Annotated in this window: 13 protein-coding genes and 1 pseudogene; 2 read left to right on the forward strand and 12 right to left on the reverse strand. The window is 56.7% G+C overall.

Annotated elements, in window-relative coordinates; translation table 11 throughout:
- Positions 1-744 precede the first annotated feature (744 nt).
- The 9 genes and pseudogenes from BM151_RS21810 to BM151_RS07560 form a co-directional block, all read right to left on the reverse strand.
- Positions 745-852, reverse strand: a pseudogene (locus BM151_RS21810) (IS6 family transposase); the annotation flags it as partial.
- A gap of 197 nt (positions 853-1049) precedes the next feature.
- Positions 1050-2858: an ABC transporter ATP-binding protein gene (locus BM151_RS07525; protein ID WP_090059627.1), complete on the reverse strand. Its 1809-nt coding sequence runs from the start codon at positions 2856-2858 to the stop codon at positions 1050-1052.
- Positions 2855-3814, reverse strand: a complete 960-nt coding sequence (locus tag BM151_RS07530) for an acetamidase/formamidase family protein (protein ID WP_090059629.1) — start codon at positions 3812-3814, stop codon at positions 2855-2857. The genes BM151_RS07525 and BM151_RS07530 overlap by 4 nt, the downstream gene beginning before the upstream one ends.
- Before the next feature lie 28 nt (positions 3815-3842).
- A complete protein-coding gene (locus BM151_RS07535) occupies positions 3843-5483 on the reverse strand; it encodes an ABC transporter substrate-binding protein (protein WP_090059631.1) in 1641 nt (546 codons plus the stop codon).
- Positions 5484-5556: 73 nt separating this feature from the next.
- Positions 5557-6477 (reverse strand): ABC transporter permease, encoded by a 921-nt coding sequence (locus BM151_RS07540; RefSeq protein ID WP_090059633.1) that lies wholly within the window; start codon positions 6475-6477, stop codon positions 5557-5559.
- Positions 6477-7370, reverse strand: coding sequence for an ABC transporter permease (locus BM151_RS07545; protein ID WP_090059636.1), 894 nt, complete (start codon positions 7368-7370; stop codon positions 6477-6479). Before BM151_RS07545 ends, BM151_RS07540 begins: the two co-directional genes overlap by 1 nt.
- Entirely contained in the window at positions 7363-7977 is a 615-nt protein-coding gene (locus BM151_RS07550; RefSeq protein WP_090059638.1) for an ANTAR domain-containing response regulator, read from the reverse strand. The genes BM151_RS07545 and BM151_RS07550 overlap by 8 nt, the downstream gene beginning before the upstream one ends.
- Positions 7974-9080 carry a transporter substrate-binding protein gene (locus BM151_RS07555; RefSeq protein ID WP_090059640.1) on the reverse strand — a complete coding sequence of 369 codons (1107 nt, stop codon included), beginning with the start codon at positions 9078-9080 and terminating at the stop codon, positions 7974-7976. Before BM151_RS07555 ends, BM151_RS07550 begins: the two co-directional genes overlap by 4 nt.
- Positions 9081-9514: 434 nt before the next feature.
- The gene (locus BM151_RS07560; protein ID WP_177213061.1) at positions 9515-10381 is read right to left on the reverse strand and encodes a plasmid recombination protein; all 867 of its coding nucleotides are present in this window, start codon (positions 10379-10381) and stop codon (positions 9515-9517) included.
- Between the two features lie 317 nt (positions 10382-10698).
- Here BM151_RS07560 and BM151_RS21425 point away from each other — a divergent pair, with 317 nt between their 5' ends.
- Positions 10699-11796: a hypothetical protein gene (locus BM151_RS21425; RefSeq protein WP_143093065.1), complete on the forward strand. Its 1098-nt coding sequence runs from the start codon at positions 10699-10701 to the stop codon at positions 11794-11796.
- Positions 11797-11880: 84 nt separating this feature from the next.
- On the opposite strand, the gene BM151_RS07575 is transcribed toward BM151_RS21425, so the two are convergent.
- Positions 11881-12222: a hypothetical protein gene (locus BM151_RS07575; protein WP_090059649.1), complete on the reverse strand. Its 342-nt coding sequence runs from the start codon at positions 12220-12222 to the stop codon at positions 11881-11883.
- Entirely contained in the window at positions 12212-12742 is a 531-nt protein-coding gene (locus BM151_RS07580; protein WP_090059651.1) for a replication/maintenance protein RepL, read from the reverse strand. The genes BM151_RS07575 and BM151_RS07580 overlap by 11 nt, the downstream gene beginning before the upstream one ends.
- Positions 12743-13036: 294 nt before the next feature.
- Here BM151_RS07580 and BM151_RS07585 point away from each other — a divergent pair, with 294 nt between their 5' ends.
- Positions 13037-14371 (forward strand): hypothetical protein, encoded by a 1335-nt coding sequence (locus BM151_RS07585; RefSeq protein ID WP_090059653.1) that lies wholly within the window; start codon positions 13037-13039, stop codon positions 14369-14371.
- Here BM151_RS07585 and BM151_RS07590 read toward each other — a convergent pair.
- Complete coding sequence (locus BM151_RS07590) at positions 14368-15654, reverse strand: phage integrase central domain-containing protein (RefSeq protein ID WP_090059656.1); 1287 nt, start codon at positions 15652-15654, stop codon at positions 14368-14370. The genes BM151_RS07585 and BM151_RS07590 overlap by 4 nt on opposite strands.
- Between the last annotated feature and the right edge of the window lie 67 nt (positions 15655-15721).

Raw genomic sequence — 15721 nt, forward strand, 5'->3', positions numbered from 1 at the left:
GCCTGCGCTGCCGCTGTCCTCAAAAGCGCGGTTCTGGCCTTGGACAAACTGTCCGGTGATGCGCTCGTGACCTCCGACGGCAGGGACAGTTCTATATGAACAGGGGCCGCTCGGCCTGTGTCGGGTGCGCGCAACGTGGTGAATGAAAGCAAGGACTGAGACAAGACAGAATACCTGTGTAGCTAGTGCCAAGATCACATCAGTGTATCACAGACCGGGTTTTCAACCATCATATCATCTTCAACGCAGGGGGAGCTTGCGCGATAGCCGGGATCGTTCCAGGCGTTATCCTCCCTCCTCTTTCCTGAAAATCATCAGGCCGCCGTCCCGGCCTTCGCCTACACCGAAAAGACAATGCTGAACCTGCAATGTGATTTCTGGTTTCATATCATTGACTTGTCAAAGATGAAGACGCGCGCCTTGCCATGGGCCAGGTGACGCAGCATCGCCGATGGTGGCTGACCCAGGGGGCTGAGCGCCAGCGATAAGACCGAACGCTTTGCAAGGCACGGCGTGGCTTTCCGGAAACCGGAGCCGCGCCGTTTTCATTTGGGCAGCTCTAGACACAGGAGACCACCAGGCGGAATCTCAGCATCACCAACCTGGCCATCGATAGGTGCTCCCATACACATACACATTCAAACTCGTCTCAGTTCGGCCCGTGAGACTGTCCCGTATTCAGCACAGAGATAACGCCACTCGGCGAGAGCGGCGGCGCGCCACAAGTAGTGCCGCTCACCGTTGATCTTCAACATTCCGAAGCGAAAGCAGAAAACGAACGCAGAGCATAACAGCCAGACGGATGATCTCGGGGCTGGTTTTGACGTACTCGAAGGGTGAGCGTTTAATCATGGCGCGAGGCTACGAAACCGCCCTGCCCTGCTCAACCACGGTTCGTCTCAGCCTCATCACCGCCCACACTCGATGCTCGACGGGCTCACCCCGCAGGGATAGCAGCAACGGTCGGAAAAGGGCAAAAACCCTGAACAGAGCGAGCTCATAAAAGAGGCCATCGAGGGGAACAGATCAAGTTTTTTTAGCCGCGCCCTTTATCCGACAGCCACCAAATGCCCGTCCCCGATGTTCTTGAGCAACAACCGCTCCGGCTGCTCCCCCAGACTGTAAATCGGGCTCGGAATATCCCCTGTCAAACGTGGACGCAGCGGACGCTCGAAACTCGGGTCCGGTACGGGCACCGCCTCGATCAATCGCTTGGTATAGCTATGCTGCGGATTGCCAAAGACCTGGGCACGCGTGCCCATCTCGACGATCTGACCGAGATACATCACCGCGATCCGATCCGAGATATTCTCGACCACCGCCATATCGTGGCTGATGAACAGGTAGGAAACGCCGAAATCCGCCTGCAGCGATTTCAACAGGTCGAGCACGCGTGCCTGCACCGAAACATCGAGCGCCGAGACGCTCTCGTCGCAGATGATCAGTTTCGGCCTGAGCGCCAGCGCCCGGGCGATACAGATCCGCTGGCGCTGACCGCCCGAGAATTCATGCGGATAGCGGTCGATCCAATCCGGCGAGAGCCCGACCCGGTCGAACAGCTCGCGAGCGGTGGCGCGGCGGCTTTCCGACGAGCCGATGCCATGGATCAATAGCGGTTCGGCCACCAGATCGCCGACGCGCATGCGCGGATCGAGCGCCGCCATCGGGTCCTGAAACACGATCTGAACATCGCGGCGCAGCGCCTTCTGATCCTGGGCCGACAACCCGCCCAGCACATGGCCATTGAGCTCGATCCGACCGAGATGCGGCACAAGCCCCACCAGCGCCTTGGCGATGGTGGATTTGCCACAGCCGGATTCGCCGACCAGAGAGAATGTCTCCCCCGGGTAGACGTTGAACCCGACATTCTCCACCGCGTGGACCCGATGGGTCACGCGCGACAGGATGCCGCCGCGAATGTCGAACCGCACCTTGACCTCGCTGAGCGAAGCGATCGGTGTTTGTGACACCGGCTCGGGCAGCGCCTGCGCGCTACTCCCGTCGCCGAGACGCGGCACGGCGGCAAGCAGATCTCGGGTGTACTGTTTTTTCGGGGCGGCAAAGAGATCGCGCACCGGCGCCACCTCGACCATCTGCCCCTGTTTCAGGATCACCACGCGGTCGGCCATTTCCGCCACCACCCCCATATCATGGGTAATCAGGATGATTGCGGTGCCATGTTCGCGTTGCAGGTCGCGCAGCAGATCGAGCACTTCGCGCTGTACCGTCACGTCGAGCGCGGTGGTCGGCTCGTCGGCGATCAGCACATCTGGTTCCAGCGCCAGCGCCATGGCGATCATCACCCGCTGCCGCATGCCGCCGGACAATTCATGCGGATATTGCGTCATGCGCTTTTCCGGCTGCGACAGGCGCACGGCCTTGAGCGCCTCCAGCGCACGGACGCGAGCATCGGATTTGCTCACCGGTTCATGGGCGCGGATCGCCTCGGTCAATTGCGCGCCAATCGTGAGGATCGGGTTGAGCGAGGTCATCGGCTCCTGAAAGATCATCGCGACACGGTTGCCGCGCAAACCGCGCAGGGCGCTCTCCGGCAATGCGGTCAGATCCGTATCACGCAGACGGACAGCGCCACCGCTGACCCGAAGACCGGGCGCCAGAAGCCCCATGATCGCAAGCGAGGTCAAGGACTTGCCAGAGCCGCTTTCGCCCGCGAGCGCGAGCGTCTCGCCGCGGCCCAGGGCAAAACTCAGATTGTCGACCAGTACCGCCTCGCCACCGTCCTGGCGCACCGAGATGGTCAGCCCGTCGACCGTCAGGACCGGCGCGCCCGCTTCAGGGCCGGTCGCAATGCCCGGAGCCGCGACGGCTCCGGGTGTTGTCTGTGCCTGGGCGCTCATTCGAAGACCGACCGGGGGAAGTAGAAGCTCACCACCCAGTTCGGCGCATCGACGATCTCGGAAATCCGCAGATCGCCACAGGTCGAAACCAGCATATAGGCGTCTTCCGGGCTCAGGCCCTGGGTGGCGCAGAGCAGATCGACCATGCCAGCGACGGCATCCCTGGCACCGCTCATCAGATCCGGCCCGATCCCGGTGGTCACCTCGTACCCCTTGGTATCGAGATGGCGGGTGACCGGCCCCGGCGTGGTGAACCGCGGCATCTTGCGCGGCGTGTCCTTGATCAGATCGAAGCTCAGGATCGTGTCCATCGGGCTCTCGATTGCGGTGCCGCAGACCTCTCCATCGCCCTGCGCGGCATGGGTGTCACCGACGGAGAACAGCGCACCAGTCACTTCGACCGGCAGGTAGAGCGTGGTGCCCGCCGCCAGATCGCGGATATCGAGATTGCCGCCGACGCGCCTAGGCGGCACGATGGACTGCAGCCCCATTTCTGCCGGCGCGACGCCGATGGTGCCGCAGAAGGGTTTGAGCGGCACTTTCCCGTTCTTGCCCCAGAGCGCCCGATCGGGCGAGGCGGCATCGAATTTCCAGATCGTCAGCGCCGGATCGGTGAACTGATCCGCCAGAAGACCGAAACCCGGGATATTCGCGGTCCAACCCCAGGCGCTTCCTTCCGCTTCCCGCGGCAGGAAACTGTCAATGGTCACCTTGAGGATGTCCCCCGGCTCGGCACCGTCGATATAGATCGGGCCGGACACGGGGTTGATCTTGCCAAAATCGAGGCTGGCGACGTCCTCGACCGTGGAGGACGGGCCAAGCTGGCCCGCCGAAGAATCCAGACACGCGAACCGGATCGTCGATCCGGGAGCCACCGTCTCGACCGGGGCAATGGAATTGTCCCAGCCGAAATGATGCTGCGCGCCATGGATTGTATAGTCGCAATATTTGCACATGGTCTTTCTCAGTGTCTTGCTTGCTGTCTTATTCGGTCACGTAGACGTAATCGTAATTGACCGGGATCGAGACCGGATCGACATAGAGCGCGTCATCGCCGCCCATGCGTTCGGACTTCATGGTGTAGCGGCTCTCATTGAACACCGGCACCCAGGGCGCATCTTCCATGACTTTCATGTAGACGTCGGACCATTTCTGCAGACGGGCCTCGATCATCGCAGGATCGGTGATCGAATCCGCTTCGGCCGCCATGGCGTCGAGCTCCGGATTGCAATACCAGCTCCAGTTCCAGCCGCCTTCGATGGCGCCGGCACAGCCGAGGATCGGGCCGTAGAAGTTCGACGGATCCGGGAAATCGGCGATCCAAGCCATGCCGCCGGACCAGATCATCGGCGCGCCGCCTTCGGTGCCGCCGGCCTCGATGACATTGGCCTGAGCCAGCGATTTGATCGCCACATCGACGCCGATCGCCTTGAGATCCTGCTGGATCGCCTGAGCGATCCGCGGGTTCGGATCGGTGTTCATGACGTAGAGTTCGGTGGCAAACCCGTCACCCAAGCCCGCCTCGGCGAGCATCGCCTTGGCCGCTTCAGGATCGAAAGCATAGCCCTCGTAATCCGTGGTGTAGCCCGGCATCGACGGCGGCAGCGGCTGGGTCGCCGGTTCTGCGCGGCCGTTGATGATCTGGGTGATCCGCTCCTTGTTGATCGCCATGTTCACAGCGCGGCGCACCTCGACATTGTCGAACGGCGGCATGGTCACGTTGAGCGTGATGTAACCGGTGTGCAGCTGGCCGCCCACGACGACGCGCTCGGCCTGGGCCGGGTCAGACATGACCTCCTGGAATTTCGCCGGCGGGATGCCGTCACCGGGCACATCCACCTCACCCTGCTGCAGCCGCAGAAGCGCGACGATCGGCTCCTGACCGACTTCAAAGGTGATGCTGTCGAGATAGGGCACGCCGTCACGCCAGTAATCGGCATTCTTCTCGAACACGAGCTTCTGACCGATGGTCCAGTCGGCGAGTTTGAAAGCGCCCGTGCCGACCGGGTGTTTGCCGAAATCGGCGCCATATTCGTCGACCGCTTCCTTCGGCACCACAGAGGAGAAGTTCAGCGCCATGACGTGCAGGAAGGTCGCATCCGGGCGCGAGAGTTTGATCTCGACCGTATAGGGATCGATGACGGTGACACCCGACAGGCTGTCGGCAGAGCCGTCGGCCATGGCATCATAGCCGGCGATCATGCCAAAGAAGCCGGCGCCCGGCGACATGGTTTCCGGATTGGTCACACGATCGAGCGAGTATTTCACATCCTCGGCGGTCATCTCGCGACCGTTGTGGAATTTCACACCCTGACGCAGCTTGAAGGTGAAGGTCATGCCGTCTTCGGAGATCTCATAGCTCTCCGCCAGCCCCGGACGCAGATCGGTGGTGCCGGGGATGTAATCCATCAGACCGTCGAACAACGATTTGATCATCGACCAGTTCTGCCAGTCATAGCCAATCGCCGGATCGAGAGTGGCCACGTCATCCTTGTAGGTGACGATGATGCCACCGCCGTCGACCGCGTTCGGATCGGGGGTGTAGTCCTGGGCCGCCGCGAGCTGCGGGGCTACGAGGGAAAGCGAAAGCGCCAATGCGCTTGCCGTGAGCTTGTGATGGAACATGAGGAAGCACTCCGTCTGTTGGTTGTTCGAATGTCGGTTCGGTCCCGGTTTGGCCGGTCCTGTTCGTGTTGGATCAGCGCAGCTTGATGCGCGGATCGATGAAAGGGGTGATCAGATCGGCCAGCAGGTTGCCAAGCACGATGGCGGTGGCCGAGACCATGGTGACGCCCATGATGATCGGGATGTCGACACGCTGGATCGCCTGCCAGGCCAGTTGCCCGATGCCGGGCCAGCCAAAGACGCTTTCGACCACGACGATGCCGGACATGAACAGCCCGATGTCGATCCCGATCATCGCGATGATCGGCAGGATCGCATTGGGCAGCGCATGACGCCCCAGAACCCGCCAGCGTGTGAGCCCCTTGGCCCGCGCGGTGCGGATGAAATCGGCGCGCAGCACATCGACCATCGAGGAGCGCATCATCCGGCTGTACCAACCCGAGCCCATGATCCCGAGAGTGAGAGAGGGCAGGACGAGATGGGCGAATGTGCCGTAACCGCCGATCGGGAACCAGCCGAGCTTGACCGCGAAAATATAAAGCGCCAGCAGGCCGACCACGAATTGCGGTGCCGAGACCGCGGCAAAGGAAAAGACCATCAGCAGCTGATCGATCCATTTGCCGCGTTTGATCGCGGCGATGGAACCGAGTGTCAGCCCGATCAGCAATTCACAGAAGATCGCCCCGAGCATCAGCAACAGCGTCGCCGGCAGGCGCGAAGCGATGAGCGCGCCGACCTCGGTTTTCTGCAGATAACTGCGACCGAAATCGCCCTGCACGAGACCGGAGAAATAATTCGCGTATTGCACGATAAAGGGCTGATCGAGCCCGAGCTGATGGCGGATATTCTCCACTGTCTGCGCCGTGGCCGAACGCCCGGCGATCTGGCGCACCGGGTCGGCCGGCAGCACATAGAGCAACAGGAAGGTGACGAAGGACACGCCGACGAGGATCAATGCGGTCTGGACGAGACGGCGGATCAGATAGGCCAGCATCAGCGCATCCCCCTCTGGGTCGGGTCGAGGATATCGCGCAGCGCATCCCCCAGGAGGTTGAAGGACAGGGCCAGAAGCAGGATCATCGCACCGGGGATGAAGACCAGCCAGGGCGCGGCCTGGAAATAGGTCTGGTTCTCGAAGATGATATTGCCCCAGGACGGGGTCGGCGGCTGGACCCCGACACCGAGATAACTGAGCGTCGCCTCGAGCAGCACGGTGGTGGAAATCCCCAGCGTGCCCCAGACGATGATCATCGGCACCAGATGCGGCAGGATATGGCGAAACAGGATCCGCAGGGTCCCTGCCCCGAGCGTCTTTTCGGCGGCAATGAATTCGCGTTCCGCGAGCGCCGAGGTCTCGGTATAGACGACCCGTGCGGTCTGCACCCAGTTGACGAAGGCGATGACCATGGCAACGATCCAGAGCGAGGGCTGGAAAATCGCCGCCAGACAGATCGCCAGAAGCAGCACGGGGAATGCCATCATCAGATCGGTGAACCGCATCAGAACGGCGCCGATCCAGCCGCGAAAATATCCGGCGGTGACCCCGATCAGAGTACCGATCATCAGCGCCAGCCCATTGGCAACCACGCCGATGATCAGCGAGGTTCTTGCCCCGTAAAGCACCCGGGCGAACAGGTCGCGGCCTAAGAGATCGGTGCCGAAAAGGAATTGCCCGCCGGGGGCCATGGGCGCACCCTGAAGCGTCAGCCCTTCGAACAATTGCTCGTCGGGGGCAAATGGCGCGATCAGCGGGGCGAAGATGGCCCCGAGCGTGATCAGAACGATAAAGCCGAGCCCGAACATCGCCAGTTTGCGGCGAAACAGCTGGGCCCAGACCGTCGGGTCTGCCCGCGACACGGTCGTGGTCTTGATCGAAAGCTCAGTCATCCGTACCTCCACCCTGGCAGATATCCGGAGCGCCTGCGGCCCGGCTCACGACAATGCGTTCGGCGGCGACCTCGAGCGTCACCCGCCAAGCCATCGCCATCTGGCGCAACTGTTCATAGGCTTGTTTCTCGCTCTGACCGCGCGCCACCAGGAGGGTCACCGCCTGCACCACGGTCTGCCTTGCATTGAGCCGGGTGTTGAGATGGCTCACCTCCGCCAGAAGCGATTGCCGCGCGCCAAAGGTGGCCCGGGCGATCAGTAAGGCACTGTAGACTCCGCCATCACCGATCGGTTTGAGCAATTGCGCATCGGCGCCGGCCGAGAGCGCCCATTCGATCCGCCCCGGCGCCTCGCTGCCGATCAGCGCGATCAGCGGCATCGGGTTATGGCCGCGGTCCCAGGGGAATTGTTCGTCATATCCCATGTCGGCGTCGAAAAACACGAAATCCGCGGCAAGAATATCCGCCGTCGGCTCCGGCCAAGCGCTTTCGACCCGCAGGCCGATGGCACCGAGCTGACGGCTCAGGCTCTGCACCGTCGCATGCGGCCGGTGCAGGATCCAGGCGGTCGCGCCGCCGAGGTTGAGACTTTGCACCTGCCGGGTCATTTCACCACCTTCAGCCGCGCCGATTGCGGCTGTCCGACGTCGCGGCCATTGGCCAGATAGGGATCGCCGGCCCGCCGGGCATAGCGTGCCCGGGTCACGAACCGGTCGTTCTCGACCTGGGCAATCAGAGACGGAAGCGATTTGTGATGGTTGACCGGATCGATGCCGGTCTGCGCCGCAGCCGGGCCTTCGAGCAATTCGGCGAGGCTCATTTTCTCGCTGTCGTCGATGCCGTTGAGCAGGCGGGCAAGATTGTGCACCGCTGCCCAGGACGCCGCCTCATGGCTCGAGCCGAACTCCGTCACGGCCTTGGGCCAGCCGGTTTCACCGCGGAAATACGGCCCCGCCGCGACCAACCCCTCGGTGCAACCCGCCGGGATCGCCGGCAACTCGCATTCGGTCAGATTACAGGACAACACGGGACAGGTGGCGGCGGTGAAATGTGGATCTTCCCGCCCCAGCGCGGCATAGGCTTCGAGAAAGGCGTATTGCGACGGGCCGATCAAGGAATTGAGCACGAAATTCGGCCGCGTGACGCGAATCTCCTCGATCACCCGCTCGACGTCGACCCGACCCAGCGGCAAGTAACGCTCGCCCAGCACCTCGCCGCCACGAGCCAGGATGACCTCCCGCGCCAGCCGGTTCATTTCCCAGCCCCAGATGTAATTCGAGCCGGTGAGATAGCCGCGCTTGCCAACCTGGCCGAACACCCAATCCATCAGCGGCAGCAGATGCTGGTTCGGGCAGGCGTGACCGTAGACCACCCGATCCGACGCCTCGAACCCCTCATATGGCACCGAATACCATAGCGTGCCGCCGGTCTTCTCCAGAACCGGGATAACTTCCTTGCGGCTCCAGGAGGTCACGCAGCCAAAGACATGGCGTACATCGTCCTCCTGCAACAGCTCCTCGCAAAGCGCGCCATAAGCGTCGGCATTGCCGCCCGGGTCGCGCTCGATGGTACGAAAGCACATGTCATAATCCGGATCGGCATTGACCTCGGCGATCGCCTGCATCACGCCGATGCGACAGGCTTCGGTAATCAACGAATAGGTCCCTGTGCGGGAGTAAAGCAGACCAAGGGTGATGGTACGTTTCTTCATGGGGACCCCAAAACGAAAAGCCCCACAAGGTTTCCTGTAGAAAACCATTGCAGGGCGCGAATGCCGACAAAGCGATCAGATTTGCGATAGGTAAATGCCGCTCTCGGGAAAAGAGCAACTCCCGGCAGGGTAAAAGCAGACTAAAAACGAAACAACACGCCAATACTGCACATAATTTCATCACAAAAGGTGAAAAAAAGGACATCACCTGCAAGAAAGGGAGGGGGAGATGGCGGAGGAGGTGACTGACAAACTTTAACCTTAATATGTTGATAATACTTAATAATTTATTAATTTTAAAGAATTAAACCCACATTTCATCCCTCATTTAAAAACGAGCAGCAAGCACTTAGAGAACTACAAGTGGCAACAGTCGTGGATGTTCGCAAAACATTCAGCCATGACCCATCTGGGCTACGCCGCTTCCTATGAAGCTATCTCTCACCAAAATTTCTGCCACCCCGCATCGAGCGCACCGCCGTTCTATGCGGGGCAATCTTGGCCTTCATCTTCCGCGCGGCCTCCGCTCTTGCTTGCATGCCAACGCGATCCGCGATCTGCGCGGCCTGGTCTAACTCATCCGAAATTTGCACAACACGCTTCTCAATTTCTGACAGAATCCCCCGCGCCTTTTTCTTCGCTTGGGAAACGATGCCCTGAGCCTCTGTACGAGCCTTAGTGAGCATCGAGACGGCTTCGGCATCAGCCCTCACCCTGCTGGCCTCTGCGGCCTCATCCGCAAGCCTCTGCATCTCTGTGCGAGGCTTATTGCCAGGCTCACCATACTCGAAGCCCAAAGCATCCGCACAGCGCCGCCGAAGACGCTCATACGACCCCCTACCTTTCGTCGCAGGGTGCTGCTTATGTGATACCTTCCAGGCCTCCCGCTTCTTTGTCTTGGATTTGTAGAGGGGCACACACACTGCATGAATATGCGGTTTTTTTTCATCCACATGGACAACAGCATAGACGAAGCCAGGGCCATATTCATCTTGAAGCCACTGTCGCGTGTCCGTGAGCCACTTGCCAATAGCCACACTATTCGACCAGTCGAACCCATCCCCAGGATGCACGACAAAGCGTTCAAACGGCTTTTCATTGTCGGCACGGGGTGCCGCCTGAAACTTGCCCAGACACGCTTTTACATCTGCTTTCGGATCTCCTGTTCCGTGGAGGACCATGTTCTCCCCAGTCGCGCTCAAATCGACATGTGACAAGTCCCCGCCGATCCGCTTGTCGTGTCGTCTCTGGCCTTCCAACTTCGACCAACCCACTCGCTCGATATTGAAAACAAGTTTCACCATATCTCGCAGGTAGGCAGGTCGAACCGCTTTCCAAAAAACGGATTGCCCATAATCCTTTTTTGAGGGCTCTCAAAAAAGGTGGGCTCTACGAGGTTAAACGGCTTACCAGAAGTGTTGTAGCTTTTGGTATCGCCATCAACTCTACCAACCGGAGATGATGGTTAAAATCATTGATATTTACCGCTTCCACCATAGCTGGATGAGCACAAGGAAGACGAAGCCCCAGCAATGAAACTTGGCATCGCCGAGAGAACGATTTACGAAAGGGCTCTTTTTAACGAATAGATGAGTGCACTTTTTTAAGGAATTGAGACATGAACGATGAGCAAATCTCAACAACACCTTCGAATTTGTCGGCCAGCGCAAGCGGCTACGAACGCGAAGAAGATGCCCGGAGAATTGGTTCAAACGTGCTTGGCCTTATTCAGCTTTTCGGGAAATACATTAACCTCCAAACACTGGATGGTATCACACTCGCTTACAACTATGGAACTGCCTTGGCCGAATTGGATCGTGGGGTGGAATTAGGCACAAAGCTTGAAGCAAGCCAAGATTGGGCGATTGGTGTAGCTATGACCGCCCCAGTCATTCGAAATGAACAGGTCAAGTCGCACATTGTGGTCAATGCAGCAATAATGGAAGGACTTGATGAAGACCCTGATCATCTGCACTGCCAGGAAGCAGTTCATCTTCTGGCGCACGAGTGCGCCCATGTGGAAATCAATGCGGTCTTCGACCGCCAATTTCCCGATAGGGTGCTTCGGCACAAACATGAAACATGGTATGAGCACCTTCGCTGGGAGGTGATTTCCTGTTCATGGGATGAATACGCTGCATGTAGAATATCCGCCAGCTTTGGGCAGGATCCGTCCGAAAATTACTTGTCAGTCTTCAAAAATATTCTGAGTGAGGTGAGCGAAAATGTTCGGCAAGCCATAATGAAGTATCGACAAGATTCAGATCTCAACAGTTTGGTGGTGGAGGCCCAAAGAAATATTGGAAACCTTGCCAAATTTGCGTCGTATGTGTTGGGGACCGCTGATGGTTTCGAACGCAGCTTTGAGAAGGACATGCCCGAACTTTCAGCTGCACTCGATGACCATTGGTTTCGTCCATTTTTTTTCCGACTACGGGATGCTCTGCGGGAACTCTGGGCGAGATACGGCGAATGGCAAAGCCTTGATGAGTTCGGAAGTATTGCAGATATTTGGTTGGAGATGATGACGGACAGAGGCCTCGAAATAACTCCACAGAATGACGGTACTATGTATGTAAATGTTCCGTTTCGCCCCGAAACGGACCCTCTTCAAACAGTATTGTGGGGATTACAGCAACAGCTCAAAGGCCTTAATACGAGTAACTCAAAAGTAGATACCAACGAGACGAACTCAAATGACAAGGAACCTGAATAACATAAAATCATATGTAAGCCGAGAGGCCATTTAATCAGCCTCTCCGAAGATCAACACTTTTGGCAAGAGACGTGCCACGAGGTTTTAGCGCTCAATACCGCCACTGTTTTGTTTTGGCCTTTCGATGCTTCGCTTGCCCCCCTTTCGAAAGAGGATGAGCTTTCCACCATTCACTGCCGGATAGATGTTTAACGCCTTAGCAAAGGAAATTATTCCAGCATCTATCTCCGCCGCATTAGCACCAGGCAGTCGCGCGCGAGCCGCTTTATCAAAGGCCTCAATTGCCTCTCTGCAATCATCAATATGAGGCTCTTGCGCTGCGAGAACTTGGAGAGCCCACACCAAGTCATCTGACTGTTCGGATGCGGGCAAAAACAGATCTCGGGCAACGATTTTACCATTTTCTATTCGCTTCTTACTGCTCATTGTCGGCCTCCTTGCGGTCATTAACCATGAATTGGATGCGCCTTTGCACTCGCCCCGGCTGATCTGATTTCCTTGCGAGCGTCTTCGTTCGGAACGCAGATGCCTCTTTTGCGCTATCCCAAGACTTCCAAATCTCAGCCTCATTCAAAGCATAAGCATAGACCGATCCCCCGACGGTGAAGCGGATCAACGCTCCGGCTTCTTCGAGATATTTTGAAGCGCGCCAAAGCGTTGTCCGGCTTAATCCCGTTTCTTCCCCCAACACTTCCTGAGAGGCGACAAGAGCACCACAACTGGCATCCAGATGTTGTGCGAGATAAGAATACAAAATAGCAGCCGACCTATTTTGTGTAATCAAGCTCCTTAGCCGGACCCAACCCCGGTCATAAACTTGTGTAAAGCCCTCATTTTGCCGCTTCTTGTTATACTCCTTTTGAATTTTTTCCCGCTCTTCATTGATTAAATCACGCATTTGCATCCGTTCTTCCGGAGTTTTCAAAAGTGCGCTCTCTGGTTTCATTGATGTTCTCCTGTCTTTCATCAATGCAGGAGTTGGATCTTATTTGAAAACCACGAAGAAATTTTCAGAATTAGATTTATCTATTTAAAATCAATTGTTTAAAAATATAAACATCGTTGTTTCAATGGCGTGAAACCTCAGAACCTATTAACCCACTGACTTTCTGAAACATTTTTATCTTGGTATCTTGGTCTTGAAAGGGGACACCATTAGAGCTCCCAAGCAACAACCCCTATTGCCGCGTCCTTTCAACTTTGCGATGCTTCCAATAATTGAACTCCGCGAGACCTTGCTATGGCTACTGAAATTTATATCAAGCGCATTGATGACAAAAGCATTTTCAAGCTCTTTAAAGACGCAGTGAAAGCCGGCGAAGATGCATTGGAAACCGCACGAGATACCGGCAAAGCTTTCACGGGCCACTCGCCTGAAATTCGCTTCTCCTTTTCATCGGGTTTGCCTTGGGTGATATCCGAGGAAGATATTCTCGCCGCACCATCTACTCAATTCGTTATTTCAAGCGCCACGATCACATTCTTGAACTTCTTCAAACACGGAAATCAGGATCAGCAAGAGCAAGTTACATTCTCCTTTTCGCGGGGAAGCAATAACACACTCAACGATAGCTTCAAATTCGACCAGAGCCGGCCCCACAGGTCAATGCAAAGCGAAGGAGCACAATTTGTCCTCAAAACGCTCCATGAAGCACTTTCCCCCCTTCTGAGGCCCGTGGCACCCGAAGATGGTGGCCTTATTCCAACACTTTCAAATCTGGCGGAAGCATTCAGCACCACTTATCAGGAAATTGCGTCGGAACTTTCGGCCGCAGTTTCCGCAGTAAGTAAAGAACGGTCAGATCAACTTACAGAGTTCCAAGAAGAAAGAAAGCGCCTGAGAGAAGAAGTCGCGAATGAAAAAGCTGCGATGTACGAGGAGATACAGAAAGAGCTCGATGCCTCCCATCAGGAAATCGCGGATGAGCGCAAGAAACTTGAAGAAGAGAGGAGTAAACTCGAAGTCAGCTCTCACAAGGACGCTCGGAGAAAGCAGTTTTTGAAGCTCCAAGACGACTTGCGAGACGCACTGGCAGAACCTGTTGCTGACAAGGAGCTGCGCCGAACGCGTTGGGCAGTCTTTATTGCACTGGTTGCCGCAGCTGGGGTGGCTGGCTTCTTTGCTTACCAGACCATATCTGCTGCGCCAAACACCTCCGGGACAACCGCCTCCTGGCTACTCCCTGCCGTAAAAACTTCATTCCTGACATTCGCTTCACTTGCAGCATTCCTCGGAGCCGCAGCTTGGTTAAGATATTTCTATGTTCGAGACTTAAATGCCCAAGAGGAAATGCGTCGCTTTCGTAATGATATGGCCCGTGCTTCTTGGGTGATGGACGCAGCACTGGAAATCAGAAAAGAACATGATGAAATAATACCAGAAGAATGGCTTGCCGGGGTTACTCAGGGACTATTCTCCGCGCGCAAGAAGGAGACTCTTGAAGAGGGGGCTCAGGCCTTGGCTGCGCTGATGGGATTAAGCGCATCAACCTCTTTTGGACCAAATGGAACCACAGTCGAGATCGGTAAAAAAGGAGGGAAAGCTATCTCTGCCGCGATGCAAAGCACAGACTAAGTTTGTGCGAGAACCCCACCAAATAACCGATCATTGATTTCAGTTTCGATATCCATCCGATCATCGAACCACTCCCATTCCCCCATAACCCACATACCCCACATTTCCATCAACATATGGCGCTCATTCAAATAGTCGGTGCGAAGATAGGCCGCGACGGTTTTACTGCTCACAGTATGAGCCAACGCGGTTTCGGCCACTTCATGCCGAGCATTTACAGCTTCGGCAGCCCAGGTGCGAAACGATGCCCGCATACCATGAACTGTCGCGCCCGGATATTGGCTCTGCAACAGTTTACGCATGGTGTTTTCGGATAGCGGCTTGGCGGGGTTTTGGGGTGACGGGAAAATATAGCCCGCGCGTTTTCCGAACCTACTTCTCAAATCAAGCAATAAGTTACGAACCGGTATTGATGTGGGTATTTGGAATTCTTCCCGGCTCTTCATGTTGCCCCCAGGAATAGTCCATACAGTGAAATCCTCACTCACTTGCTCCCAAGTTGCGAGCCGGACAGGAGCAGAGCGCGCAGCAGTTAAGATCGCAAAACGCAACGCGTAGGATCCAATCGCGTCGTTTTCCTGCAACCAATACATCAACTTTGTTACATCGTGATAATTGAGTGCTTGGAAGTGTTCACTGGTTACCCTTTGCTCCCGCATCAACCCCCGCAACCCCCTTGCCGGATTTGAAGCACCCCGATACCCCTTGCCGCACGCGTGATCGAACACGGTTGAAACTCTTTGCAGAACTCGCCTCGCGGTCTCTGGCTTGCTATCCCAAATAGGATCAATGATCTGTTCTACATCGTCAGAATGAATCTCAGAAATCGAAAGGTCTCCGATTAGAGGGAACGCGTAGATTTCCAGCGTTCTAATCCATTGAGCGACATGTTTCCCGTTATGCTGGCCGCCTTTAAACTTTCGACTATGGACCTCGATCGCCATATCTCGAAAAGTGATGCCATGGCCTTCTTTTCGGCGTTCCGCCGCCCTTGGATTTCCACCTGCGCGAGCAATCGCCCTCATCTCCAATGCTTTCGCACGAGCCTGAGCAAGAGAGACATACTTTAACGACCCCAACCCAAGGTCGCGCCGCTTCCCCCGAACCACAAGACGGATATACCACCTTCGAGCACCCGAAGAATCGACTTGAAGATACAAACCTCCTCCATCTGCATGACGTCCGGGAGGTGCGGACTGCACCCACGCAGCGTTTAGGCGCTTTTCAACGCGTGAGTGTGATGCCTTCTTAACCTCAGCCCCTCGTTTCACTGTGCACCCCACATTCTACCCCACATTTACTCAGCACACACCTAAACAAAATACTGATCTAAATCCAGTTAAATAGCCA

This window comes from Celeribacter neptunius (assembly GCF_900113955.1).
In the GTDB taxonomy this organism is placed as follows: domain Bacteria; phylum Pseudomonadota; class Alphaproteobacteria; order Rhodobacterales; family Rhodobacteraceae; genus Celeribacter; species Celeribacter neptunius.

What these genes read in the sequence shown, in the direction of transcription:
- BM151_RS07540 (WP_090059633.1), bottom strand. Translation starts at nt 6,477, where the DNA reads ATGCTGGCCTATCTGATCCGCCGTCTCGTCCAGACCGCATTGATCCTC.
- BM151_RS07550 (WP_090059638.1), bottom strand. Translation starts at nt 7,977, where the DNA reads ATGACCCGGCAGGTGCAAAGTCTCAACCTCGGCGGCGCGACCGCCTGG.
- BM151_RS07580 (WP_090059651.1), bottom strand. Translation starts at nt 12,742, where the DNA reads ATGAAACCAGAGAGCGCACTTTTGAAAACTCCGGAAGAACGGATGCAA.
- BM151_RS07530 (WP_090059629.1), bottom strand. Translation starts at nt 3,814, where the DNA reads ATGTGCAAATATTGCGACTATACAATCCATGGCGCGCAGCATCATTTC.
- BM151_RS07535 (WP_090059631.1), bottom strand. Translation starts at nt 5,483, where the DNA reads ATGTTCCATCACAAGCTCACGGCAAGCGCATTGGCGCTTTCGCTTTCC.
- BM151_RS07555 (WP_090059640.1), bottom strand. Translation starts at nt 9,080, where the DNA reads ATGAAGAAACGTACCATCACCCTTGGTCTGCTTTACTCCCGCACAGGG.
- BM151_RS07585 (WP_090059653.1), top strand. Translation starts at nt 13,037, where the DNA reads ATGGCTACTGAAATTTATATCAAGCGCATTGATGACAAAAGCATTTTC.
- BM151_RS07525 (WP_090059627.1), bottom strand. Translation starts at nt 2,858, where the DNA reads ATGAGCGCCCAGGCACAGACAACACCCGGAGCCGTCGCGGCTCCGGGC.
- BM151_RS21425 (WP_143093065.1), top strand. Translation starts at nt 10,699, where the DNA reads ATGAACGATGAGCAAATCTCAACAACACCTTCGAATTTGTCGGCCAGC.
- BM151_RS07575 (WP_090059649.1), bottom strand. Translation starts at nt 12,222, where the DNA reads ATGAGCAGTAAGAAGCGAATAGAAAATGGTAAAATCGTTGCCCGAGAT.
- BM151_RS07545 (WP_090059636.1), bottom strand. Translation starts at nt 7,370, where the DNA reads ATGACTGAGCTTTCGATCAAGACCACGACCGTGTCGCGGGCAGACCCG.